Origin of the sequence: Streptomyces sp. NPDC056628 (genome assembly GCF_042792555.1) — a bacterium.
GTDB lineage: Bacteria > Actinomycetota > Actinomycetes > Streptomycetales > Streptomycetaceae > Streptomyces.
This window is the reverse complement of record NZ_JBHTWG010000011.1, coordinates 90370-110407: the sequence shown is the minus strand read 5'-3', so window position 1 is coordinate 110407 and position 20038 is coordinate 90370. Positions and strand designations below refer to the sequence as shown.

Sequence of the window (20038 nt, the reverse complement as noted above, 5' to 3'; positions counted from 1 at the left end):
TCCCGCTCCGGTGCCGTCCTGCGGTCCCTCGGTCCCTCCCCTGGAGCCGCGGGCCGACCGTCCGATGCGGGTGAGATGTACGACGGTATTGATGATTGCGCCTGTATGGCAAGAGCTGGAACCAGTTCTCGCATTTTTGTAGGTTTGGCCGTTACGTACGGCTCGAACGGATCTTCCCCATGCGTTTCAGGAGCCGGTCCGCCGGTCCGAAGAGCTCCGGCCGTGACTGCACGGTGTTGCGCAGCGCCCGGACCGGGGCACGCCGTGCCCGGTGTCCGAACGCGACCGGGTGACGCCGAGTCACCCACCCCTCGGACACCGTGAGCTCGCGTGTCTTCAGGGAGTCCTTGTACTCCTTCTGGCCCCGGCCGAGATCCAGGTGCGCGATGCCGTCGGCGGCCGCCGCCTCGGCCATGCGCAGATGCAGCACCAGGCCCGGGGAGTACTTCGAGAACGCCGGGTCGTAGGCCGGGAACCAGCAGGCCAGGATCCGCTCGCTGCGCAGCCCGAAGTGCGCGGCGACCGGCCGGCCGTCCGCGTACAGCACCGACAGGACGCCCGCGAACGAGTCCGAGCGGGTGTGGAACAGGTGCTCCACGAGCCGGGTGATCCACTCCTGCGCGAAGCGGTCGCTGCGGCCCGTCCTGCGGTACTGGGCCGACTTCCAGGACATCAGGGTGCGCAGCGCGGCCGGATCACGCTCGTCGTGCACGTACCGCACGCCCTCGTGGTCGCGGGCCAGCTTGCGCTCCTTGGCCAGGGTCGTGCGGGTGAACTTCGGCGCGTGCTCCCGCAGATGGGCCAGATAGGCGTCGTACCCCTGGTCGACGTCCATCACGGGCGACGGATAGCTGCCGGTGGCGGCCGGCGCGAACGCCGCCTGGCCGTCGACCAGGTGGTCGAACTCCCACACCGCGAGCCCGCACGCCTTCAGCAGCTTTTGGGTGTCGACGGTGAACCCCGGCCGGTGCACGAGACCCTGGGCGTCCGAGACACCGAGGCCGATGGCCCGGCCCACGCCCGTGGCGGTCCGCTGGAACGGGAGGAACGCGGCCGGCTCCCCGCCCTCCCGGACGACCGCGATCCGCACCCCGCGCCGGCAGCGGCCCACGGCGAGCGTGAACTCCGGTGAGAGGAAGGGGTTGCCCAGCTCGGGCGCTCCCTGGAGATGGGCCTTGGACTGGATGGAGGTCCAGGCCGCCCGGTCGGCGGCGCTGAGCTCGCCGGGGCGGTACACGCTGATGTCCACGTCAGACCGTCCGCTCTCGGGTCGTACGGCCACGCAGCCGCTGTGCCGTGACCAGCAGGAGGATGAGCGCGCTGATCGTGGTCACCGCCACGATCCCGCCGCGTACCGACCACTGGTGCAGGGCCAGCATGGCCTGGGCCACGAGCATGTCGAGGACGACGGCGCCCGCGACCGAGGTCACGACGCGGCCGAAGGGATCCAGCCCGCGCAGCGCGGCGGCGATCGCCGCGGCCGGTGCCGCGAGCAGGAAGAACAGGGTGAACGGGCCGCGCAGCGGCGAGTCGGAGCCGGCGAGCGCGAGGACCGCGCCGATTCCCCCCACAGCCGTCGCGGCGCCCGCGAGCAGTGGGATCAGGTCCCTCCCCGGACCTGGTCGCGCACGCCCGGCGTCGTCGGACACAGCTGTTGTGCCATGGATGGTCTGCATTGGCGACTTTGCCCCCCGAAGCGCCGGATGCCGGGCTTCAATGTGGCTCAGGGGTATATCTGCCGTCAAGATGCCGATGGCCCCTTGACAACGGTTCGTCCTCGGTTCCCGCGGGGGCGGCCCCCGGTGGTGTGACGCCTCCGGGGGCCGCTGGTTCAGGTGGTGCGGTGGTTCAGGGTGCGGGGGTGTCTCACCGTACGAGCCTCAGGAGCCGGTTCGGGGAGCCGCTGCCCGGGCTCGTGACCACGTTGGCGGTGGCGCCGGAGGTCAGGGCCGAGGCGACCGCGGCCGGGGTGGCCGAGGGGTGGCCCGCCAGGTAGACGGCGGCCGCTCCGGCGACGTGCGGGGTCGCCATCGACGTACCGGAGATGGTGTTGGTCGCGGTGTCGCTGGTGTGCCAGCCCGCCGTGATCGAGGAGCCCGGTGCGAACAGGTCGAGCACCGAGCCGTAGTTGGAGTAGCCGGCGCGGGCGTCCGTGCTGGTGGTGGCGCCGACGGTGATCGCCTCGGTGACCCGGGCCGGTGAGTACGAGGCGGCGTTGGCGCTGCTGTTGCCGGCCGCGACGGCGTAGGTCACGCCGCTGGAGATGGAGTTGCGGACGGCGGTGTCCAGGGTGGTGGAGGCGCCGCCGCCGAGGGACAGGTTGGCCACCGAGGGACCGGAGTGGTTCGCCGTCACCCAGTCGATGCCCGCGATCACACCGGCCGTGGTGCCGGAGCCGTTGTTGTCGAGCACCCGGACCGCGACGACCTTCGCCTTCTTGGCCACGCCGTACGTGGAGCCGGCGATGGTGGTGGCCACATGGGTGCCGTGGCCGTTGCCGTCGGAGGCGGTGGTGTCGCCGTCGACGGCGTCGTAGCCGTAGGAGGCGCGGCCGCTGATCTGCTGGTGGGTGATGCGCACGCCGGTGTCGATGACGTACGCGGTCACCCCGCTGCCCGCGCTGTCGGGGTAGGTGTAGGTGCCCGAGAGCGGCAGGGCGCTCTGGTCGACGCGGTCCAGGCCCCAGGGGGCGTTGCTCTGGGTGGTGTCGGCCAGGCGGACGGTCTGGTTCTGTTCGACCGACGCGACGGCCGGGTCGGCCGCGAGTCTCCTCGCCTCGGTGGCCGAGAGGGTGGCGGAGTAGCCGTTCAGCGCGGCGCCGAACGTCTTCTTCACGGAGCCGCCGTACCGCTTGACGAGGCTCTTGCCCGTGCCGGAGGCGGCCTTCAGCCCGGCGGTGTCCTTGAGCGTGACGAGGTAGCTGTCCTTGACGGCCGTGGGGGAGCCGGCCGCCAGGACCGTGCCCTCGGCCGGGGCGGCCTGGGCGGGCAGCGAGCCGGTCCCGCCGACCAGGGCGGCGGCGGCCAGGCCGGCTATCGCGGCGTACCGGAGCTTGGTGTTAGGCAGTGGTGCCATTGCGGGGGAGTCCTCCTCAAGGCGGTGCGCAGGGGTGGTGCGCGCACATGTGGGGGGTGCGTGCGTCGTCGCACGCACGGCCCGGTGCGGGGAGTCCCGTACCGGGCCGAGGACAAGGCTCCGCAACACCTGGTCGGCCGACAAGGGAGTTGACGACCTGTCAACAACCTTGCCATGTACACGAAATGAAACGCGGGCGCGAAGAGGTCCCTCGGACGGGTGGCGCCCGGCAAAAGTTTTGGCATGAACACTTCCACTCAACACGCGTAGTTGGTACGACGGTTACGGCAGAGATCCTGCTATAGGGAGGTTCCATGAGACGTTCCCGACTTTCCGTACACGTCGCCTCACTCCTCCTCGCCGTCGGCACCGCCCTCACCGGGGCTGCCACGGCGCAGGCCGCCGACACCGCCGCCGCGGGCGGTTACGTGGCACTCGGCGACTCCTACTCCTCGGGCCTCGGCGCCGGCAGCTACCTCAGCAACAGTGGGGACTGCAAGCGCAGCTCGAAGGCGTACCCGGCCCTGTGGGCCGCCGCCAACTCACCCTCGTCGTTCGACTTCACCGCGTGCTCGGGCGCCCAGACGGGTGATGTCACCGCCAGTCAGCTCGGCCCGCTCAGCGCCTCCACCGCCCTGGTGTCCGTGTCCATCGGCGGCAACGACGCCGGGTTCGCCGACATCATGACGACCTGTGTGCTCCAGGGCGACAGCGCCTGCGTCTCACGCATCAACACCGCCAAGGCGTTCGTCGACTCGACCCTGCCGGGCCGGCTGGACGCCGTGTACAACGCCATCCGCTCCCGGGCACCCGCCGCCCGGGTCGTCGTGCTCGGCTACCCCCGCTTCTACAAGCTGGGCGCCTCGGGCTGCGTCGGCCTGTCCGAGACCAAGCGCCGGGCGCTCAACGACGCCGCGGACCACATCGACGCCGCCATCGAGAAGCGGGCCCGCGACCACGGCTTCGCCTTCGGCGACGTACGGACCACGTTCGCCGGCCACGAACTGTGCTCCGGCAGTCCGTGGATGCACTCCGTGAACTGGCTCAGCATCTCGGAGTCGTACCACCCGACGGCCGCGGGCCAGTCGGGTGGATATCTGGCGGCGCTCAACTCCGCCGGTTGAGCCACCCGCGGCGGCTACGCGTCCGGTGACCCGCCGGACGACGGCGAGGCCCCGCCCGACGGGGTCTCGCTCGCACAGGTCACCGAGAACGGCACCGAGGCGGACCTCGTCCGCACCGGATCGCGCACCTCGACGGCGATCTCGCTCGCGAACGTGCCGCTCTCGTCGTACGTCGTCAGGAACGCCCTGTCCTGCCTGGTCCGGTCGCCGCCCGCCGGGAAGGACAGGGTCTTCCAGCCCTCGTCCATGACGTCGCCGTCCTCGGACACCCAGCGGTAGGTGACCTGCGCGGGCAGCCTGCCCACCGTGAACGTCGCCGTGAACGACGGGGCCTGGCCGCGAGGCGGCGGACAGGCACCCGAGTAGTCCGTGTGGGAGCCGGTCAGCGACACCCGCACCGACTGCGGCGCGGCCGACGGCGACGCGCTCCGGCTCGGGCTCGGCGTCGTGCTCGGCTCCCTGGTGGCGGGCTCCTCCTTCGTGCCGGTCGCCGCGGTCCGCCCGCCTGTCGCGGTGGCGGTCTTCCCGCCGGCGCTCTTCCTGCCGTCGTCGCCCCGGTTGAGCAGCGCGTACGTCAGTCCCCCGACCGCGAGGGCGAGCACGACGACGCCCGCGATCAGCACCGGCGCGGCACGACGGTCGCGTCCGGAGCGCACCGGAGCCGTGCCGGCCACCTGGGCGCCGGCGGGCCGGGTCGGGCCGGGCGGCGGGACCGGAGCGGTCGGGGCGGTCCCGGACGGCGCGGGGAACGCGGCGATCGTCGGGGCGTACGGGACCGCGCCCGCACCGCCGCCGCGAGGGGTGCCCCCGGCCGCGACGACCCGCAGATCCTCCTGCGCCCGCGCCGCCGGCAGCCGCTCGGCCGGATCCTTGCGCAGCAGACCCTCGATGACCGGGGCCAGCGGACCGGCGCGGCGCGGCGGCGGCAGCTCCTCGTCGACGATGGCGCGCAGGGTGCTGAGCGGAGTGTCCTGACGGAACGGCGAGTTGCCTTCCACGGCCGCGTACAGCAGCACGCCGAGCGACCACAGGTCGGACTCCGGGCCGGGCGTACGGCCCAGCGCCCGCTCCGGCGCGAGGAACTCCGGGGAGCCGATGACCTCGCCCGTCATGGTCAGCGCCGAGCTGCCCTCGACCATGGCGATGCCGAAGTCGGTCAGCACCACGCGATCGTCGTTCGACAGCAGCACGTTGGCCGGTTTCACGTCCCGGTGCAGCACCCCCGCCCCGTGCGCGGACCGCAGCGCGGACAGCACCTCGGCGCCGATGTGCGCGGCCCTCCGAGGACTCAACGGGCCTTCCGCGTCCAGCAGTTCCGCCAGGGAGATGCCCCGGACCAGCTCCATCACGATCCACGGCCGCCCGTCCTGGGTGGCCACGTCGTACACCGTGACGACATTGCGGTCGGCGACCCGCGCCGCCGCCCACGCCTCGCGCTCCAGCCGGGCGTACATCCGCTCGACGTCCGAGGCGGCCAGCCCGGCGGGTGCGCGGACCTCCTTGACGGCCACCTCGCGATGCAGCAGCTCGTCGCGGGCCCGCCACACGGTGCCCATGCCGCCCTCGCCGAGCGGGGAGAGCAGGCGGTAGCGGCCCGCGATCATCCGGTCAGCGCCATGGTCGTCGGACACGGGCGTCCCCCCTTCGCATCCGTGCGCATTCTCCACAAAAGTAGCTCAGCCGAGTGCGGATGCCGCCCCCTGGACCACGAGTCCCGCCCCGATCAGGACGACGAGCACCGCGGACGCCAGCGGCGCCGTACGGCGGACGAGGACCGTCACGGGATGGGTCAGCGCGCGCGGACGCCGGTCCAGCACCCGCATCGCCCCTGTACCCAGCCGGACGACGGCGAACCCGGCCGCGGTGAGCGTGAGGGCCAGCCCGGCGCCGTAGGCGACGACGAGCAGCAGCCCGAACCAGGCCTTGCCGAGGGCGGCGGCGCCGACCAGCACGACGACGGCGGACGGGCTGGGGACGAGCCCCCCGGCGAAGCCGAGCAGGATCGTGCCGCGGAGGGTGGGGGCGGTGGGGTGCGTGTGGGGGACGCCGCCGTGGGTGTGGGTGTGGGTGTGGGTGTGACCGTGGTCGGCGTGTTCATGGACGTGGTCGTGGGGGTGCGGACGGACGTGGTCGTGGGGATGGGGGGTGACCGGCGCGGCGGATGGTTCCGGGGCGGCGCCGGCGGGAGCGCCGACCAGCACCGGCCGGCGCACGGGGGCGTGGCCGGGCGCGGGCTCACCGGGATGCGGGTGCGGGTGGCTGTCGTGGTCGTGCGGGTGCGGATGGCCGGGACCGCGCAGCCGCCAGGCCCGGCGGGCCAGGGTCACGCCCGCCGCCGTCACCAGGGCGCCGCTCGCGACCCCCAGCCAGGTGACCACCGAGGGCGCCGCCGCCGAACCCGCGGTGACCAGCAGCCCCAGCGCCACCACGCCCAGGGTGTGGGTGACCGTCACCGAGGCGGCCAGCGGCAGGACGTCCCGGAGCCGGGCCCGGCCGCCGCGCGCGGTCGCCACCGCCGCCATCATCGTCTTGCCGTGCCCCGGGGCGAGCGCGTGCAGCGCGCCGAGGAAGAGCGCGAGGAGCAGGGCGAGCGCGGCGAAGCCCACGGTCAGCTCGCGGCGGGAGACCAGGTCGTCCAGGGCCCGCGTCCAGCGATCGGCGCCGCGCGGCAGGACGGAGGAGGGCTCCGGGGCGTCCTCGCCGGAGGCGGCGAGGGCCGGGCCGCCGGGCCGCACCCGCAGGGACGCCGTCCTCGTGTCGGCGGGGGAGGACAGCAACTCCCGTGGATACGAGGTCAGTTTCGCGGACGCCGAGTCCTTCGGCACGTCCGAGGCGGTCAGCGTCGTCCGGTCGCCGCGCGCCGTGATCTCCCGCCAGCCGGGCCCGGTCCCGCCACCCGCGCCCTTGAACTCCAGCGCGAGCGGGGCCCCTCGGGGGAGCGGTGCCGTCAGCCCGCACTCCACCCGGAGCGTGTCGAGCCCCGCCTGGCCTGGCCGCACGCGCACATGACTGCTCGTCACCGTCAAGGGAGTCTCGCGGCCCTCCAGGGTGACCGCGCTGTCCCGCGCCGCGCTCGCGCAGCGCTGCCGGGCCCAGGCCGTCGGACCCGCCTTCTCGATCGCGGGCCCGGCCTGGGTCGCCGGAATCTCGGCCAGGTCCTCGACATGGTCGACGCGCAGCTCTCCGGGGGCGACCACCAGGCCGTCGTACCGGTTGACCGTGAAGTTGCCGAGGGGGTGCGCGCTCGCGGGCGACGAGGGCACGAGGGCGAGCGCGCAGGCCGCCGTGAGGACGGCGGAGCCCGTGGCGGCGAGCCGGCGAAGGGTCACTGGTCCGCCTCCAGGGCCTTGAGCGCCGCACGCGCGTCGCGGGCGCCCAGCGGTGCGAAGCCCGGGTTCAGCTTCAGCGCGGCGCGCAGGTGTGTGCGGGCGTCGTCCGCGCGGCCGGTGGCGCGCTCGATGATCCCGCGGTGATGGAGGAACACGGCGTTGCGGTAGCCGGTGGCCGTGGCCCGGCGGGCGTACGGCAGGGCCTCGTCGTCCTTGCCGTTGACGTGCAGGGCCCAGGCGAGGGCGTCCGCGGTGTGCACGGTGCGGCGGCGGTCCCACTCGGCGCGGGCCGCCCGCAGCGCCGCCGCCTTGTCGCCGTGGTCGGCGGCCGCCAGCGCGGTGTCCAGGTCGGCGTCCACGCCGTTGGCGCGGGCCAGGGACGTCCAGGCATCGACCAGGGCGTACTGGTCGGCGGCCGCGGCCCGGTCGCCGGCCGCCTCGTACAGCTCGCCCAGGGCGACGAGCGGACCGGGCAGGGGGAAGCGGGCGACGACGTCCTTCAGGCCCGCGATCGCGCCGGCCCGGTCCCCGCTCGCGGCCCGGGCGCGGGCCCGGCCCTCCAGCGCGGGGACGTAGTCCTCGTCGGCGGCGAGCGCGCGGGCGTAGTGGGTGAGGGCCGTGCCGTAGTCGCCCTGGTTCCAGGCGAGCTGGCCGAGCTGGGTGGCGACGTAGGCGATGTCGCCGGGGGCGGACGCCGAGGACAGCGCCTGCTCCAGCACGCGCCGGGCCGTGCGGACGTCGCCGCGCAGTTCGTGGACGTAGGCGTAGCGCGTGAACACCGGGATGCCCGGGCGGCGGTCGTCGGCGGTGTCCGCCGCCTCGGCGGCGTCGCGGTACCGGCCGAGTTCGACGAGCGCGTCCACCCGTACACACAGGGCGCGTTCGCTGTAGGGGTTCACCTTCAGGGCCCGGTCGGCGTCGGCCAGGGCGCCCTCGAAGTCGTGCCGGGCGGCCGCGAGGGCGGCGCGGCCCGCCAGGGCCTGGTCGGTGCCGGGCGCCAGCGCCAGGGAGCGCTCGAACGCCCGCTCGGCCTGCGGATAGCGGGAGGGGTCACCCTTCGTCCGGGCCTGTTCGACGTAGGCCAGGCCCAGGGTGGCCCAGCCGCCGAAGTCCCGTGGCTGGCCCCGCAGATGGGACTGGAGGGCCGTGATGCCCGCGTCCAGGTCCTTGGAGGCGAGCAGACCGGGGGAGACGGCCGCCGAGGCGGGGGCGGTCCGCGGGGCGGTTCCCTCGCCTCCGGCGCCGAGTGCCACCGAGCCGCCGGTGACGGCCACGGCCAGCAGGGCCGCGCAGCCGGTGAGGTGCAGGGCGCGGCGGCGGGCGGCGGCGAAGCGGCGCAGCGCGGCGACCCGGCTGCCGTCCCGCGCCCCGGCCCGGCCGTCCGCGCTGGTCCCGTCCTCCGGGGGCCCCGCCCCTTCGCCCCCGGCCGGGGCCGCCGTGTCCGGACCCGCGTCACGGTCGGGCCCGGGATCCTGCGGGGTGTCGTGCGTGGGCGGGGCCATGCCCCCTCCTCGTGGGTCTCGAAACGGTGGTGCTCGTCCGGTGTGGCGCGGCCCGCGCCGTGGGGGATGGGTACGTCACGGGCCGCGCCGGTCGAAGGCCGGTACGCGGTCGGCTAGTACGCCCGGTCCCGCATCCGGCGCCACCACAGCAGGGCGCCGCCGATCAGCAGGATGCCCAGGGCGCCGGCGCCCGCCGATCCGGCGATCAGCGCCGTGTTCCCCATGCCGCCGGACGCCCCGGCCGGCTGGAGCGCGTCGCCGAGCTGGCTGCGGACGTCGGTCTCGCCGTCCGTGCCCTTGGCGAGCGGTCCGCGCGAGCCCTCCGTCGGCAGGGCGACGTACGGGAAGGACTTCTCGAAGTCCTTGTCGTTCTTGTCGACCGCGTCGCCCAGGTCGTTCTTCGAGCCCAGCAGTTCGCCCTCGACCACCTGGAGGGAGGCGTCGATCACGTCGTCGGTGAGCCGGCGGCCGTTCGGGAAGCCCGCGTTGTCACCGTCGAGCACGCCGAGCCGCTTGGGCTTGTCGGTCGGCTTGATCGAGGTGTTCAGACGCAGCATCTCCGAAGGCGTCACGTGTGGCGGCTGGTTGAGGCCCTTCACACCCTTGAGGAAGACGTCGACCAGGTCGTTGCGCGGCTCGGCGGGCGCCGGGATCTTGTAGATCGCCTCGATGAGCTTCGGCAGTTCGGGGTTGGTGACGTTCTTCAGGAACTTGGCGTCGTCCCAGGGCGCGGACGCGTTGAACCGGTCCTTGTCCTTGAGCGGGTTGACGACCTCGTTGACCAGGGGGCTGCCCAGGCGCGAGACCTGCTCGAAGTAGCCCTTGGCGTTCTTGCGCTGGGTCGTCGACCAGATGCCGACGATCGGCTGGTCAGCCGACTCGGCGAGCATGTGGTTCGGGACCTGCAGGGCTATGGAGTTGACGTTGTAGCCCTTGAGGGTGTCGTTGCCGACCTCGGAGAGGTTCCCGCCGTACAGCAGGTCGAAGACCCGCAGGTCCAGGAAGAACGGGTCGTCGGCCTGGCCCGCGAACGACGTGGTGCCGCCGTGGAGCTCGTGCACGGCCTCCTCGCGCAGCTTCGCGTAGTCGGGCATCGAGGCCTTGCCGACGTTCGACGGTGCCACGGGGACGTCGTTGGCGACCTTCGTCTTCGAGACCAGGTGCTGGTCCTTCAGCTTCAGCAGCTCGATGTCGTACGTCTGCGTGATGTTGAGGTCGGGGTCGTCGAGGCTCTCGACGGGCCCCGTGTTGTAGAGGAACGTCTTCTTGTTCTTGACGTGCGTGTCGAACGTGAAGCGGTAGAGCAGCTCGCCCTGCGCGTCCCCGTTGTTGTCGATGTGGATGTCGTACTGGGCGTCCTCGGCGAACGGGAAGAAGTTCGGTCCGCCCGCGGGCTCCTCGAACGGGATCCAGTTCGCCACGATCGTCGTCGTGTCCGGCTTGTCCGGGCTGACGAACGCGTACACGTCCGTGTTGTCGTACTGCGGTGTCCCCGAGATCAGCGGGGCCTCGCGGTGGCTGGAGGCGGAGGCCGCCCCCGGTTCCAGCGCGGTCACACCGGCGGCTGCGAGCCCGCCGGCGGCCAACGCACCGCATACGAGGGTCGCGAGTCCCCTGCGTCCCGCCCCGCTCCTGGAAGTAGGTGTCATGCCGTCCGTCCTCAGTGCCAACTTGCCTGACGCACCGGGATTCGGAGTGGGGGCGGGGCCGGATTGGTCGATCCCGAAAAGAATTTCCGTGCCCGTCCGACCCGCTTTTTCGGCTCCTCGATCCGTAACCCCATCCGGAGGTGTGTTCGTTGCGAAGACCTCGTGGGACGGAACGGCCGAGATGCGGTCTGGCTGGAGGGGGAGGCGAGTTGGACGCGGACGAGCTGCTGGTGCTCGTGGCGGGCGGTGACCAGAAGGCGTTCGAAGACCTGTACGGGCTGGTCTCGGGACCGGTCTACGGACTCGTACGGCGGGTCGTGCGCGACCCCGCCCAGTCGGAGGAGGTGGCGCAGGAGGTGCTGCTCGAACTGTGGCGGTCGGCCGGGCGGTTCGACCCGCGGCGGGGCAGCGCCCTGTCGTGGGTCCTCACCCTCGCGCACCGCCGCGCCGTCGACCGGGTGCGCAGCGCCCGCGCCGCCGGCGAACGCGAGCAGCGCGAGGCCCTGCGCTCCGGGCAGCCCGCCTTCGACCACGTCTCCGAGGAGGTCGAGGCCGGGCTGGAGCGCGAGTGGGTGCGCCGCTGCCTGGAACGCCTCACCGCCCTCCAGCGCCAGTCGGTCACCCTGGCCTACTACGAGGGCTACACCTACCGTGAGGTCGCCGAGCGGCTGTCCCTGCCGCTGGGCACGGTCAAGACCCGGATGCGCGACGGACTCACCCAGCTGCGCAAGTGCCTGGGAGGAGTCGCGTGAGCTTCGTCGCCCGCCTGCTGAGACGCGAGGACCTGCACTCCCTCGCCGCCCCCTACGCCCTGGACGCCCTGGAACGGGCCGAACGGCAGCGCTTCGAGAAGCATCTGAGCACGTGTGAGGTCTGTGCGGCCGAGGTGCGCGCGCTGACCGAGGACGCCGTCCGGCTGGCCTGGTCGACGGCCGCGGCCCCGCCGGCCGCGCTGCGTGAGCGGGTGCTGTCCGCCGTACGGACCCTGCCGCAGGAGAGCGCCGGGGGGCCGGCCCGCGCGCGTGCTCCCCAGTTGCCGCCGCACGTGTGGGGCGGCCAGCCGCCGCCGCGCGGCCGTGCGAGCCGTCGCCCGCTGTTCGTGCCGTTCGCCACCGCCACCGCCGCCGCGGCACTCGTCGTCGCCTCCCTGTTCGCCGTCCAGGCGAACGAGGCGCGGGACGATCTGGCCGCCCAACGGGCCCGGGCGAGTGAGATCGCCGACGTTCTGGGCGCGCCCGACGCCCGCGCGAGCACCGGCGAGGACGCGAAGGGCCGACGGATCGGAGTGGTGGCTTCCGCATCGGAGGGGCGCGCGGTCGTCACTCTGAGCGGGTACGGCGATCCCCCCGGCGGCCGGGTGCATCAGCTCTGGCTCATGCGCTCCGGCGCGCAACCACGCTCCCTCGGGCTCTTCGAGGGCGACACGCCCCTGATCGCGTCGGGTCTGGGCACCTCGTCGACGTCACTGGCCGTCACTGTCGAGCCCGGCGGAGGATCTCCGCAACCGACCAGCCAACCGATTGTCCAAGTCGCCCTGAAATCGGTCGGATTCGGAGAGTAATCGCCTACGGGTCGTCAACACCCTTACGGGGAAGGTGAATCCTGTGACCGCGATACACGCGTGCTCCACCGGGACGATAGGGTTAACCTGCCCGGGCCGGGTGGACTCGTACGGGTGGGGAGTGACATGGATCAGATAACAGTGCGCAGCAGGGCCAGGGTCCCTGCGATCACCTGCGGGAGCAGCGCGACCAGTTCGCGCCTCGACCGCCATCTCTCGGTGCTGGCGGGTCCCGCCGTGCCCCAGCGGGAGGCTGCCGAGGCGACTTCGCTGATGCGTGAGCTGACCACGCGGGACACCGTGCACGAGCGCAGCGACCGGACCGCGCGCGTACGCCGCGTCTCGCTCTTCGCCCCGCTGCGCAGGCTCCGTCGCTCGCTGTTCGGCGGACGCTGACCCACGGGTCACCGCCGAGCGACGTCTCCAGGCCCGTACCCGGCCGGCCCTTCCGTCCCGGTGCCGCCGCGCTGTCGCCGCCGTCATCCCCACGGCACCGCAGCGGCGTCCCGGAGTGCCACCCGGGTGCGGGCGGTTCCCCCGGAATCCACCCCCGCGCTCACCGGCCCCGTCCTCTCCGTGTCACGGCCTGGCTCCGCCACGGATGTCGACGGGGCCTTCGCCGTGCTCCCGGCGGGGCCGCTCAGCCCTCGCCGCGCGCGTACCGGCGCACCGCGAGCGGCACGAACACCGCGAGCAGCACCGCGCACCAGGCCAGCGACCCGGCGACCGGGTGCGCGACGGGCCAGGCCGCCCCGTCCGGCACCGGCGCGTTGCCGAACAGCTCCCGCAGCGCCGTCGTGACCGCGCTGATCGGATTCCACTCGGCGACCGTGCGCAGCCACCCCGGCAGCCCGTCGGCCGGGATGTAGGCGTTGGACAGCAGGGGCAGCAGGAACGTCGCCCCGCCCAGCTGCCCCGCGGCCTCCTCGCTCCGGGTGAGCAGCCCCAGGAACACCCCGAGCCACGTCATCGCGAACCGGAACAGCAGCAACAGCCCCAGCGCGCCGCCCGCTCCGAGCGCCGACCCCTCGATCCGCCAGCCCACCGCGAGCCCGGTCAGCAGCAGCGGCACCGTCCCCACCGCCGTCACCACCAGATCCGCGACCGCCAGCCCGAGCGGAGCCGCCGCCCGGCTCATCGGCAGCGTCCGGAAACGGTCCGTCACTCCCCGGTGCGTGTCCTGCGCGGCCTGGAACATGCCGGTCATGATCCCGTTCGCCGCGGTCGCCACCAGCAGACCGGGCAGCAGGAAGGACCGGTACCGCTCGCCCGGCATCGCGAGGGCGCTGCCGAAGACGTACCCGAAGAAGAGCAGCATGCTGATCGGCATCGTCTGGGTGAGGATCAGCAGCCCCGGGTTGTTGCGGACCCGCCGCAGCTGCCGGCCCAGCATCGCGCCGCCGTCGTACACCAGTGCGCTCATGCCGCACGCTCCTCGGTGAGACGGAGGAAGACGTCGTCGAGAGTCGGCGGCCGCAGGCTCGCGTCGACCAACGGCACGCCCGCCGCGTCGAGTTCGCGGACGAGGCGGGGGAGGGTGAGGGTGGCGTCCCGGGTGCGGGCGCCCACGGCCCGCCGCTCGGGATCGAGCGAGGGCTCGGCGCCGGTGAGCCGGTCCAGCACCGCCGCGGCGTCCACCATCGCGCCCACGTCGCCGACCACCACCTCGACCTGGGTGCCCAGCACCGCCTTGAGCCGGGCCGGTGAGCCCGTGTGCGCGATCCGCCCCCGGTCCAGCAGCGCGATGTCGTCGGCGAGCTGGTCGGCCTCCTCCAGATACTGCGTGGTCAGCAGCACGGCCGTGCCGTCCGCGGCCAGCTCCCGCACCGCCTCTTGGATCCGGCCCCGGCCCGCCGGGTCGAGCCCGGTCGTGGGCTCGTCCAGGAAGAGCACATCCGGACGGCGGACGAGGCTCGCCGCGAGGTCGAGGCGGCGGCGCATCCCGCCGGAGTAGGTGGACGCCGGCCGGTCGGCGGCCTCGGTCAGCCCGAAGCGGTCCAGCAGCTCGTCGGCGCGCCCGGCGGGCCCGCGCACCCGGTGCAGCCGGGCGAACAGCCGGAGGTTCTGGCGGCCGGTCAGATCGCCGTCGACGCTGGCGTACTGACCGGTGACCCCGATGTGGCGGCGCACGGCCGCCGGATCGCGGAGCAGGTCGTGCCCGGCGACCCGGGCCGAACCGGCGTCCGGCCGCAGCAGCGTGGCGAGAAGGCGTACGGCGGTCGTCTTGCCGGCGCCGTTCGGCCCGAGCAGGCCGCAGACCGTGCCCCGCGCGACGGCGAGATCCAGCCCGCGCAGGGCCTCGACCTCACCGAACCGTTTGCGCAGACCTTCACTAAGTACAGCGTACGTAGAAGTCATGGCCCGACCATAGCGCACTACGTACGGTGTACGTAACTAGGATGGAGGGCGAGGTGGTGATCCATGGCCGGCAAGGCGTCCGTACCGAGCGTGATCTGGGCGCGACCCGAGCGGACGGGACGCGGTCCCCGGCCCGCGTTCACCCGCGCGGACATCGCGGCCGCGGCGGTGCGCGTCGCCGACGACGGCGGACTGGACGCCGTCTCCATGCGGCACGTGGCCGCGGAGATCGGCTGCGGCACGATGTCGCTCTACAACTACGTCCCCCGCAAGGAGGACCTGTACGAGCTGATGCTCGACGCCATCGGCGCCGAGCACGAGATCCGCGCCCCCTCGGGCGACTGGCGGGCCGACATGATCCGCAACGCGCTGGAGACCCGCGCGATCCTGCACCGGCACACCTGGGCGCCCCGGCTGATGTCCGGGGTCTACGGCTTCAGCCCCAACAGCCTGCGCTACCTGGAGCACTGCCTGGACTGCCTGGAGCCGCTGGAGGCCCCGTACAGCGAGAAGATGGAGCTGGTCGCGCTCCTCAACGGCGTGGTGACGACCTACACGGCGAACGAGATCGCCACGTCCGAACGCACCCGCTCCATGCCGTGGTCCGAGGAGGAGGAGAACGCGGTCCGCATCGCCTACCTGGGCAGTCAGGTCGCCACCGGCGCCTACCCCCGGCTGGCCGCCGCCTTCGCCGAGAGCAGCGGCCCGATCGACCTGGAAGGAGTGTTCCGGCGGGCCCTCGAACGGGTGCTGGACGCCTTCGACCCCACCCGCTGACGTCTCAGATCAGCGCGAGCTGGCCCTCCGGGCCCTCCTCCTGGCCCTCCAGCACCGACGCCGGCCGGCGGGCCGCGTGCGGGACCGGCAGCACGCCCGCCGCCCGCAGATCCGCCGCCGTGACCGTGGACGGCAGGTCTTCGCCCAGCGGCTCGGCCTCCGCCAGCAGGGCCAGGACCGTGACGAGCTCCAGCAATTCCGAGGTCCACTCCTGCGGCCAGGCCGCCGGGCGGATCGCGGCCAGGGTGCCCGGTTGCGGGGCGGCCGTGCGCGCCGCGAACCACTGCTCCAGCACCCGCTCCCCGCCCACCGTGAGGTCCCAGGCGGACGCCGGCACCGGCGAGACGCGGCCCTCGCCGAGCGACAGGACCTCCTCGTCGCGGTCGTACTCCAGGGCCGGCGGCCGGGACGGCAGGGGAGCGCGCACGTAGGGGCGGCGCCCGCCGGGCAGCTTGGGGCGGTCGCCGTCGCGGCGCATCAGCCACAGGACACGCCGGCCCGCCTCCACGCCGCGCGCCCACAGCGCGGGGTCGTCGGTGAGCGGCACCCGCAGGTCCGGGCGGACGGCCGCGAACGTCCACGCGAGCACGTCGAACGGTTCGACCGGGACGCCCAGGCGGCCTTCGAGATAGGGCAGCAGGCCCGGCGCCAGATTGGGTTCCGTGCCGTGTGGGCGCCGGTAGAGCGGGCGGACGCGGCCCGGCCGGACCAGCGGGAGCAGCGAGGTCGCCAGCAGCCCGGACTCCGGTGTCTCCACGACGAAGACCTGGTGTGCGTCCGCCACCCGCCACAGCTCCGGCCGGGCGGCGTCGATCAGCCGGTGGTCCGGGATCAGCCACTGCTCGTCGAACGGGGCGGCCAGGACACGCACCGGCTCCGGGCAGGGGCCCGAGGCCCGCAGCAGCTTCCCGGTGCCGGTGGCCTGGCCGGGCAGCTGCGCGGCCGCCGAGCGCAGGGTGCGCGAGCGGGTCGGCTCCAGCAGGGCCTCCCGGTCCGGGCCCTCGGCCTTCACGAACGCGTCCCAACGGGCCCTCAGGGACGCCGCGTCGGGGCCCGCCGGCCAGCCCCGGCCGAGCCGCGGCGGTGCGACGGACCACGGCATGAGGTCCGCCAGCGGCGGAGCGTCGTCGTGCGTCACGCCCGGCATCGTACGGCCTGCGGGCCGCCCGGGGGTCAGGTGGCCTCCAGGGTCACCGTGAAGGAGAAGCGGTCGCCGCGGTAGTGGATGACCGCCGCGTCCAGCACCCGGCCGCCCGCGTCGTAGGTCACGCCGGTGTAGTGCAGGATCGGGCTCAGCAGCGGGACCTGGAGCAGCCTCGCCGTCTCCGGGTCGGCGAGCCGGGCCTCCACGGTGTCCGTGATCCGGCTGATGCCCGCCCCGACGACGTCCCGCAGCACCTTGGTCATCGGCCAGCGCAGCAGGTCGTCCGGGTCGATGCGCGCGGCCAGTTCGGGACGGACGTAGTTGCGGGCGTGGTTGGTCGGTTCGCCCGTCGTCCCGTCGCTGCGCAGCCGGTGGTACGTCGCCACCTCGTCGAGGTCCGGGAAGTGCTCGGCGACCTCGGCGGGCACCGGCGCCGGGCCGTGGTCCAGCAGTTCGGCCGTCATGCCGGACTGCTGGGCCACGATCGCGTCCACCGAGCCGAGCAGCCGCACGGGGGCGCCGCGGCGGGCGTCCGGCTCGATGAAGGTGCCGCGCCGGCGGTGCCGCGTGATCAGGCCCTCGTCCTCCAGCTCCTTCAGCGCCTGGCGCATCGTCAGCACGCTCACGCCGTAGTGCTCCGCGAGCTGCTCCTCGGTGGGCAGGCGCAACGGGTCCTGCGGCCGGCGGCCCAGTATGGAGGCGCGCAGCGACTGCGACACCTGGTACCAGAGCGGCAGTTTGCGGTTGAGGACGATGGAGTCCGGGGCGAAGGGGGTCACGGGCTATCCGTACCTTCCGCGGATCGGTCAGCGCAACGGACGGAAGTGACGCTCCAGGCCGTCCCAGACGTCGTCGTAGCGCTGCTGCAGGTGCTCGGCGCCGGCCGCCTGGGGGGTGAGCGTCACCGGCCAGCGGGTCTCGAACATGAACGCCAGCCCGTCGTCGATCTTCTGCGGCTTCAGCTCGGCGGCGCTCGCGCGGTCGAACGTCTCCCGGTCCGGGCCGTGCGCGGACATCATGTTGTGCAGCGAACCGCCGCCGGGCACGAAGCCCTCCGCCTTCGCGTCGTAGGCGCCCTCGACGAGCCCCATGTACTCGCTCATCACGTTGCGGTGGAAGTACGGGGGCCGGAAGGTGTCCTCGCCGACCAGCCAGCGCGGCGCGAAGACCACGAAGTCGACGCCCGCCAGTCCGGGGGTGTCGGACGGGGACGTCAGCACCGTGAAGATCGACGGGTCGGGGTGATCGTAGGAAATGGTGCCCATCACATTGAAACGGTGCAGATCGTAGATGTAGGGCACATGGTTGCCGTGCCAGGCGACCACGTCGAGGGGGGAGTGGTCGTAGGTCGCGGTCCACAGGTTGCCGCAGAACTTGCTGACCACCTCCACCGGTCCCTCGGTGTCCTCGTACGCCGCCACCGGCGCCCTGAAGTCCCGGGCGTTCGCGAGGCCGTTGGCGCCGATCGGGCCGAGGTCGGGCAGCCGGAACGGCGCACCATAGTTCTCGCACACATAACCCCGGGCGGAGTCGTCCAGGAGCTCCACACGGAAGCGCACCCCACGGGGGATCAGCGCGATGTGTCCCGGCTCCACATGCAGCAGTCCGAACTCGGTGCGCAGCAGCAGCCCGCCGCGCTCCGGGACGATCAGCAGCTCGCCGTCGGCGTCGCTGAACACCCGGTCCATCGAGGCGTTGGCGTGGTACAGGTGCACGGCCATCCCGGCGCGCTGGGTGGCGTCGCCGTTGCCGCCCAGGGTCCACAGCCCGGCCAGGAAGTCGGTGCCGGGCGACGGCTCGGGAAGGGGGTTCCAGCGCAGCCGGTTCGGGTCCGGCACCGTCTCGGTGAAGGGCGCCGTGCGGAGCGCGCCGTTGCCGGTGCGGGTGAACGCCGGGTGCTGGGCCGAGGGGCGGATGCGGTAGAGCCACGAGCGCCGGTTGTGCGCCCTCGGCTCGGTGAAGGCCGAACCGCTCAGCTGCTCCGCGTACAGACCCAGCGGGGCGCGCTGGGGGGAGTTGCGGCCCTCGGGGAGGGCGCCCGGCACCGCCTCCGAGCTGTGCTCGTTGCCGAACCCGGACAGATAGGACAGGCCCTCGGCGGTCTTCCGCGCGTCCCCGCTCATGCTCGCTCCCTTGCGATCCGATTCCTATGCTTCACCGTAGGATTGCGATTTCCCGCACGCAAGAGATCCGCCCGACTCGTCCAGGAAGATCCGCCGGGCCCCGGCCCGCCTACGCCGCGAGGCGGACACGGACCCGACTCAAGGGGGATCCCGGCTGTCAGGCCCGTGTTCTAGTCTCCGGACATGTCGTGGACACGGTCCCTTTCCGCGGCCCTCGCGGCCGCCCTCCTGCTGGCCGGATCGGCCGCCTGCGGCTCCGGCACGCCCGGAGACCGGGACGGCGTCGCCTCCTCGCCCGTCGGCAAGGTCCTGGACGACACGGACGGCGAGGGCCGGCACTACCGCGAGGTCGGGGAGCAGGGCGCACCCGGCGTGGGCATCGAGGTCCAGCCCGACCCGGCCCGCGCCGGCGACTGGGACGTCCGGCTCAGCCTCCGCAACTTCCGCTTCTCGCCCGCGGACACGCGCGCGGAGCCGGCCCCCGGGCGGGGGCTCGCCCGCCTCCTCGTGGACGGCCGCCTCGTCGCCGAGCTGCGCACCGACCGGTACCGCATCCCCGCCTCCCTCGTCCCGCGCGGCACGCACCAGGTCACCGTCCGGCTCTACGCCGACGACGGCACGGTGTGGGCCGTGGGCGACGAGCCCGTCGAGCGGACGGCCGACATCACCGCCTCCGAGGCGGAGGCGACGGGCCGGCCGGCCCCGTGAAGAGGTGCGCCGGGCGCCCGGGGGCCGACGTTCACCGGGGTGCGGCCGACGGGCATCATGAGACCGTGCCCCATCCCGCATCGCTCCGCCGGGCGCCCGTGCAGCGGCGCAGCGCCGAACGGCTCACCAGGATCCTGGACGCCTGCGCCGACCTCCTCGACGAGGTCGGCTACGACGAACTGAGCACCCGGGCCGTCGCGCAGCGCGCGGGCGTCCCCATCGGCTCGGTCTACCGGTTCTTCGGCAACAAACGCCAGATGGCCGACGCCCTGGCCCAGCGCAACCTGGAGCGCTACGGCGCCCGTGTCACCGAGCGGCTGAAGGAGGCCGGCGGCGGCTGGCGGGTCGCGCTGGACGCCCTCCTGGGCGAGTACGTCGCCATGAAGCGCACCGCGCCCGGGTTCTCCCTCGTCGACTTCGGCAACCAGATCCCGGTCGGCACCCGGGGCGAGCCCAACCGCCGCGTCGCCGACCGGCTCACCGACCTGCTCGCCGGCCACCTCGGCCACGAACCGGACGACGACCTGCGCCGGACCTTCCTCGTCGCCGTGGAGACCGCCGACACCCTGGTCCACCTCGCCTTCCGGATGGCTCCGGAGGGCGACGAGCGGATCCTTCAGGAGGCGCGGGAACTGCTCCGGGCGTATCTCGGCCGGGTGCTCGACTGAGGGCTGCCGCTCCGACCGGG

19 protein-coding genes are annotated in these 20038 nt (G+C 73.5%); 7 read left to right on the top strand and 12 right to left on the bottom strand.

Translation table 11 applies throughout. The annotated features are described in order from the left end of the window. Positions 1 to 151: 151 nt before the first annotated feature. The 3 genes from ACFRAC_RS16735 to ACFRAC_RS16725 all read right to left on the bottom strand — a co-directional run bounded on the left by ACFRAC_RS16735 (position 152) and on the right by ACFRAC_RS16725 (position 3075). A complete protein-coding gene (locus tag ACFRAC_RS16735; protein WP_382924625.1) occupies positions 152 to 1249 on the bottom strand; it encodes a GNAT family N-acetyltransferase in 1098 nt (365 codons plus the stop codon). 1 nt (position 1250) lies between these two features. Then, positions 1251 to 1571 (bottom strand): hypothetical protein, encoded by a 321-nt coding sequence (locus ACFRAC_RS16730; protein WP_382924624.1) that lies wholly within the window; start codon positions 1569 to 1571, stop codon positions 1251 to 1253. A gap of 295 nt (positions 1572 to 1866) precedes the next feature. Continuing rightward, entirely contained in the window at positions 1867 to 3075 is a 1209-nt protein-coding gene (locus tag ACFRAC_RS16725; RefSeq protein ID WP_382924623.1) for a S8 family peptidase, read from the bottom strand. A gap of 314 nt (positions 3076 to 3389) precedes the next feature. Here ACFRAC_RS16725 and ACFRAC_RS16720 point away from each other — a divergent pair, with 314 nt between their 5' ends. Then, on the top strand, positions 3390 to 4199 hold the full coding sequence (locus tag ACFRAC_RS16720) for an SGNH/GDSL hydrolase family protein (RefSeq protein WP_382924622.1): 810 nt from the start codon (positions 3390 to 3392) through the stop codon (positions 4197 to 4199). Positions 4200 to 4213: 14 nt separating this feature from the next. On the opposite strand, the gene ACFRAC_RS16715 is transcribed toward ACFRAC_RS16720, so the two are convergent. The 4 genes from ACFRAC_RS16715 to ACFRAC_RS16700 form a co-directional block, all read right to left on the bottom strand. After that, the gene (locus ACFRAC_RS16715; protein ID WP_382924690.1) at positions 4214 to 5803 is read right to left on the bottom strand and encodes a serine/threonine-protein kinase; all 1590 of its coding nucleotides are present in this window, start codon (positions 5801 to 5803) and stop codon (positions 4214 to 4216) included. Positions 5804 to 5875: 72 nt separating this feature from the next. Further along, on the bottom strand, positions 5876 to 7528 hold the full coding sequence (locus ACFRAC_RS16710) for a nickel transporter (RefSeq protein WP_382924621.1): 1653 nt from the start codon (positions 7526 to 7528) through the stop codon (positions 5876 to 5878). Then, positions 7525 to 9030: a tetratricopeptide repeat protein gene (locus tag ACFRAC_RS16705; protein WP_382924620.1), complete on the bottom strand. Its 1506-nt coding sequence runs from the start codon at positions 9028 to 9030 to the stop codon at positions 7525 to 7527. The genes ACFRAC_RS16710 and ACFRAC_RS16705 overlap by 4 nt, the downstream gene beginning before the upstream one ends. A gap of 113 nt (positions 9031 to 9143) precedes the next feature. Beyond that, positions 9144 to 10679 carry a DUF4331 domain-containing protein gene (locus ACFRAC_RS16700; protein ID WP_382924619.1) on the bottom strand — a complete coding sequence of 512 codons (1536 nt, stop codon included), beginning with the start codon at positions 10677 to 10679 and terminating at the stop codon, positions 9144 to 9146. 209 nt (positions 10680 to 10888) lie between these two features. Here ACFRAC_RS16700 and ACFRAC_RS16695 point away from each other — a divergent pair, with 209 nt between their 5' ends. The 3 genes from ACFRAC_RS16695 to ACFRAC_RS16685 all read left to right on the top strand — a co-directional run bounded on the left by ACFRAC_RS16695 (position 10889) and on the right by ACFRAC_RS16685 (position 12636). Then, positions 10889 to 11431: a sigma-70 family RNA polymerase sigma factor gene (locus ACFRAC_RS16695; RefSeq protein ID WP_382924618.1), complete on the top strand. Its 543-nt coding sequence runs from the start codon at positions 10889 to 10891 to the stop codon at positions 11429 to 11431. Beyond that, a complete protein-coding gene (locus ACFRAC_RS16690) occupies positions 11428 to 12240 on the top strand; it encodes an anti-sigma factor domain-containing protein (RefSeq protein ID WP_382924617.1) in 813 nt (270 codons plus the stop codon). Before ACFRAC_RS16695 ends, ACFRAC_RS16690 begins: the two co-directional genes overlap by 4 nt. Positions 12241 to 12366: 126 nt before the next feature. Continuing rightward, positions 12367 to 12636, top strand: coding sequence for a hypothetical protein (locus tag ACFRAC_RS16685; RefSeq protein WP_382924616.1), 270 nt, complete (start codon positions 12367 to 12369; stop codon positions 12634 to 12636). 244 nt (positions 12637 to 12880) lie between these two features. Here ACFRAC_RS16685 and ACFRAC_RS16680 read toward each other — a convergent pair whose 3' ends face one another. Continuing rightward, the gene (locus tag ACFRAC_RS16680) at positions 12881 to 13663 is read right to left on the bottom strand and encodes an ABC transporter permease (protein ID WP_382924615.1); all 783 of its coding nucleotides are present in this window, start codon (positions 13661 to 13663) and stop codon (positions 12881 to 12883) included. After that, complete coding sequence (locus tag ACFRAC_RS16675) at positions 13660 to 14598, bottom strand: ATP-binding cassette domain-containing protein (RefSeq protein ID WP_382924614.1); 939 nt, start codon at positions 14596 to 14598, stop codon at positions 13660 to 13662. The genes ACFRAC_RS16680 and ACFRAC_RS16675 overlap by 4 nt, the downstream gene beginning before the upstream one ends. A 63-nt stretch (positions 14599 to 14661) precedes the next feature. On the opposite strand from ACFRAC_RS16675, the gene ACFRAC_RS16670 reads away from it, so the two are divergent. After that, positions 14662 to 15375 (top strand): TetR/AcrR family transcriptional regulator, encoded by a 714-nt coding sequence (locus ACFRAC_RS16670; protein WP_382924613.1) that lies wholly within the window; start codon positions 14662 to 14664, stop codon positions 15373 to 15375. A 4-nt stretch (positions 15376 to 15379) separates the two neighbouring features. Here ACFRAC_RS16670 and ACFRAC_RS16665 read toward each other — a convergent pair whose 3' ends face one another. The 3 genes from ACFRAC_RS16665 to hmgA are packed head-to-tail and all read right to left on the bottom strand — an operon-like array spanning position 15380 to position 18642. After that, positions 15380 to 16522: a type ISP restriction/modification enzyme gene (locus tag ACFRAC_RS16665; protein WP_382924612.1), complete on the bottom strand. Its 1143-nt coding sequence runs from the start codon at positions 16520 to 16522 to the stop codon at positions 15380 to 15382. 26 nt (positions 16523 to 16548) lie between these two features. After that, complete coding sequence (locus ACFRAC_RS16660; RefSeq protein WP_382924611.1) at positions 16549 to 17298, bottom strand: GntR family transcriptional regulator; 750 nt, start codon at positions 17296 to 17298, stop codon at positions 16549 to 16551. A gap of 27 nt (positions 17299 to 17325) precedes the next feature. Further along, on the bottom strand, positions 17326 to 18642 hold the full coding sequence (hmgA, locus tag ACFRAC_RS16655) for a homogentisate 1,2-dioxygenase (RefSeq protein ID WP_382924610.1): 1317 nt from the start codon (positions 18640 to 18642) through the stop codon (positions 17326 to 17328). A gap of 183 nt (positions 18643 to 18825) precedes the next feature. Between hmgA and ACFRAC_RS16650 the strand changes: the two genes are divergently transcribed. Continuing rightward, the gene (locus ACFRAC_RS16650) at positions 18826 to 19350 is read left to right on the top strand and encodes a hypothetical protein (RefSeq protein ID WP_382924609.1); all 525 of its coding nucleotides are present in this window, start codon (positions 18826 to 18828) and stop codon (positions 19348 to 19350) included. 65 nt (positions 19351 to 19415) lie between these two features. Further along, positions 19416 to 20018, top strand: coding sequence for a TetR family transcriptional regulator (locus ACFRAC_RS16645; RefSeq protein ID WP_382924608.1), 603 nt, complete (start codon positions 19416 to 19418; stop codon positions 20016 to 20018). Positions 20019 to 20038: the final 20 nt, after the last annotated feature.

Excerpts from the sequence above, each read along its gene's own strand:
- ACFRAC_RS16720 (WP_382924622.1), top strand. The coding sequence starts at position 3,390 with ATGAGACGTTCCCGACTTTCCGTACACGTCGCCTCACTCCTCCTCGCC.
- ACFRAC_RS16680 (WP_382924615.1), bottom strand. The coding sequence starts at position 13,663 with ATGAGCGCACTGGTGTACGACGGCGGCGCGATGCTGGGCCGGCAGCTG.
- ACFRAC_RS16675 (WP_382924614.1), bottom strand. The coding sequence starts at position 14,598 with ATGACTTCTACGTACGCTGTACTTAGTGAAGGTCTGCGCAAACGGTTC.
- ACFRAC_RS16670 (WP_382924613.1), top strand. The coding sequence starts at position 14,662 with ATGGCCGGCAAGGCGTCCGTACCGAGCGTGATCTGGGCGCGACCCGAG.
- ACFRAC_RS16665 (WP_382924612.1), bottom strand. The coding sequence starts at position 16,522 with ATGCCGGGCGTGACGCACGACGACGCTCCGCCGCTGGCGGACCTCATG.
- ACFRAC_RS16685 (WP_382924616.1), top strand. The coding sequence starts at position 12,367 with ATGGATCAGATAACAGTGCGCAGCAGGGCCAGGGTCCCTGCGATCACC.
- ACFRAC_RS16705 (WP_382924620.1), bottom strand. The coding sequence starts at position 9,030 with ATGGCCCCGCCCACGCACGACACCCCGCAGGATCCCGGGCCCGACCGT.
- hmgA (WP_382924610.1), bottom strand. The coding sequence starts at position 18,642 with ATGAGCGGGGACGCGCGGAAGACCGCCGAGGGCCTGTCCTATCTGTCC.
- ACFRAC_RS16725 (WP_382924623.1), bottom strand. The coding sequence starts at position 3,075 with ATGGCACCACTGCCTAACACCAAGCTCCGGTACGCCGCGATAGCCGGC.
- ACFRAC_RS16700 (WP_382924619.1), bottom strand. The coding sequence starts at position 10,679 with ATGACACCTACTTCCAGGAGCGGGGCGGGACGCAGGGGACTCGCGACC.
- ACFRAC_RS16715 (WP_382924690.1), bottom strand. The coding sequence starts at position 5,803 with ATGATCGCGGGCCGCTACCGCCTGCTCTCCCCGCTCGGCGAGGGCGGC.
- ACFRAC_RS16650 (WP_382924609.1), top strand. The coding sequence starts at position 18,826 with ATGTCGTGGACACGGTCCCTTTCCGCGGCCCTCGCGGCCGCCCTCCTG.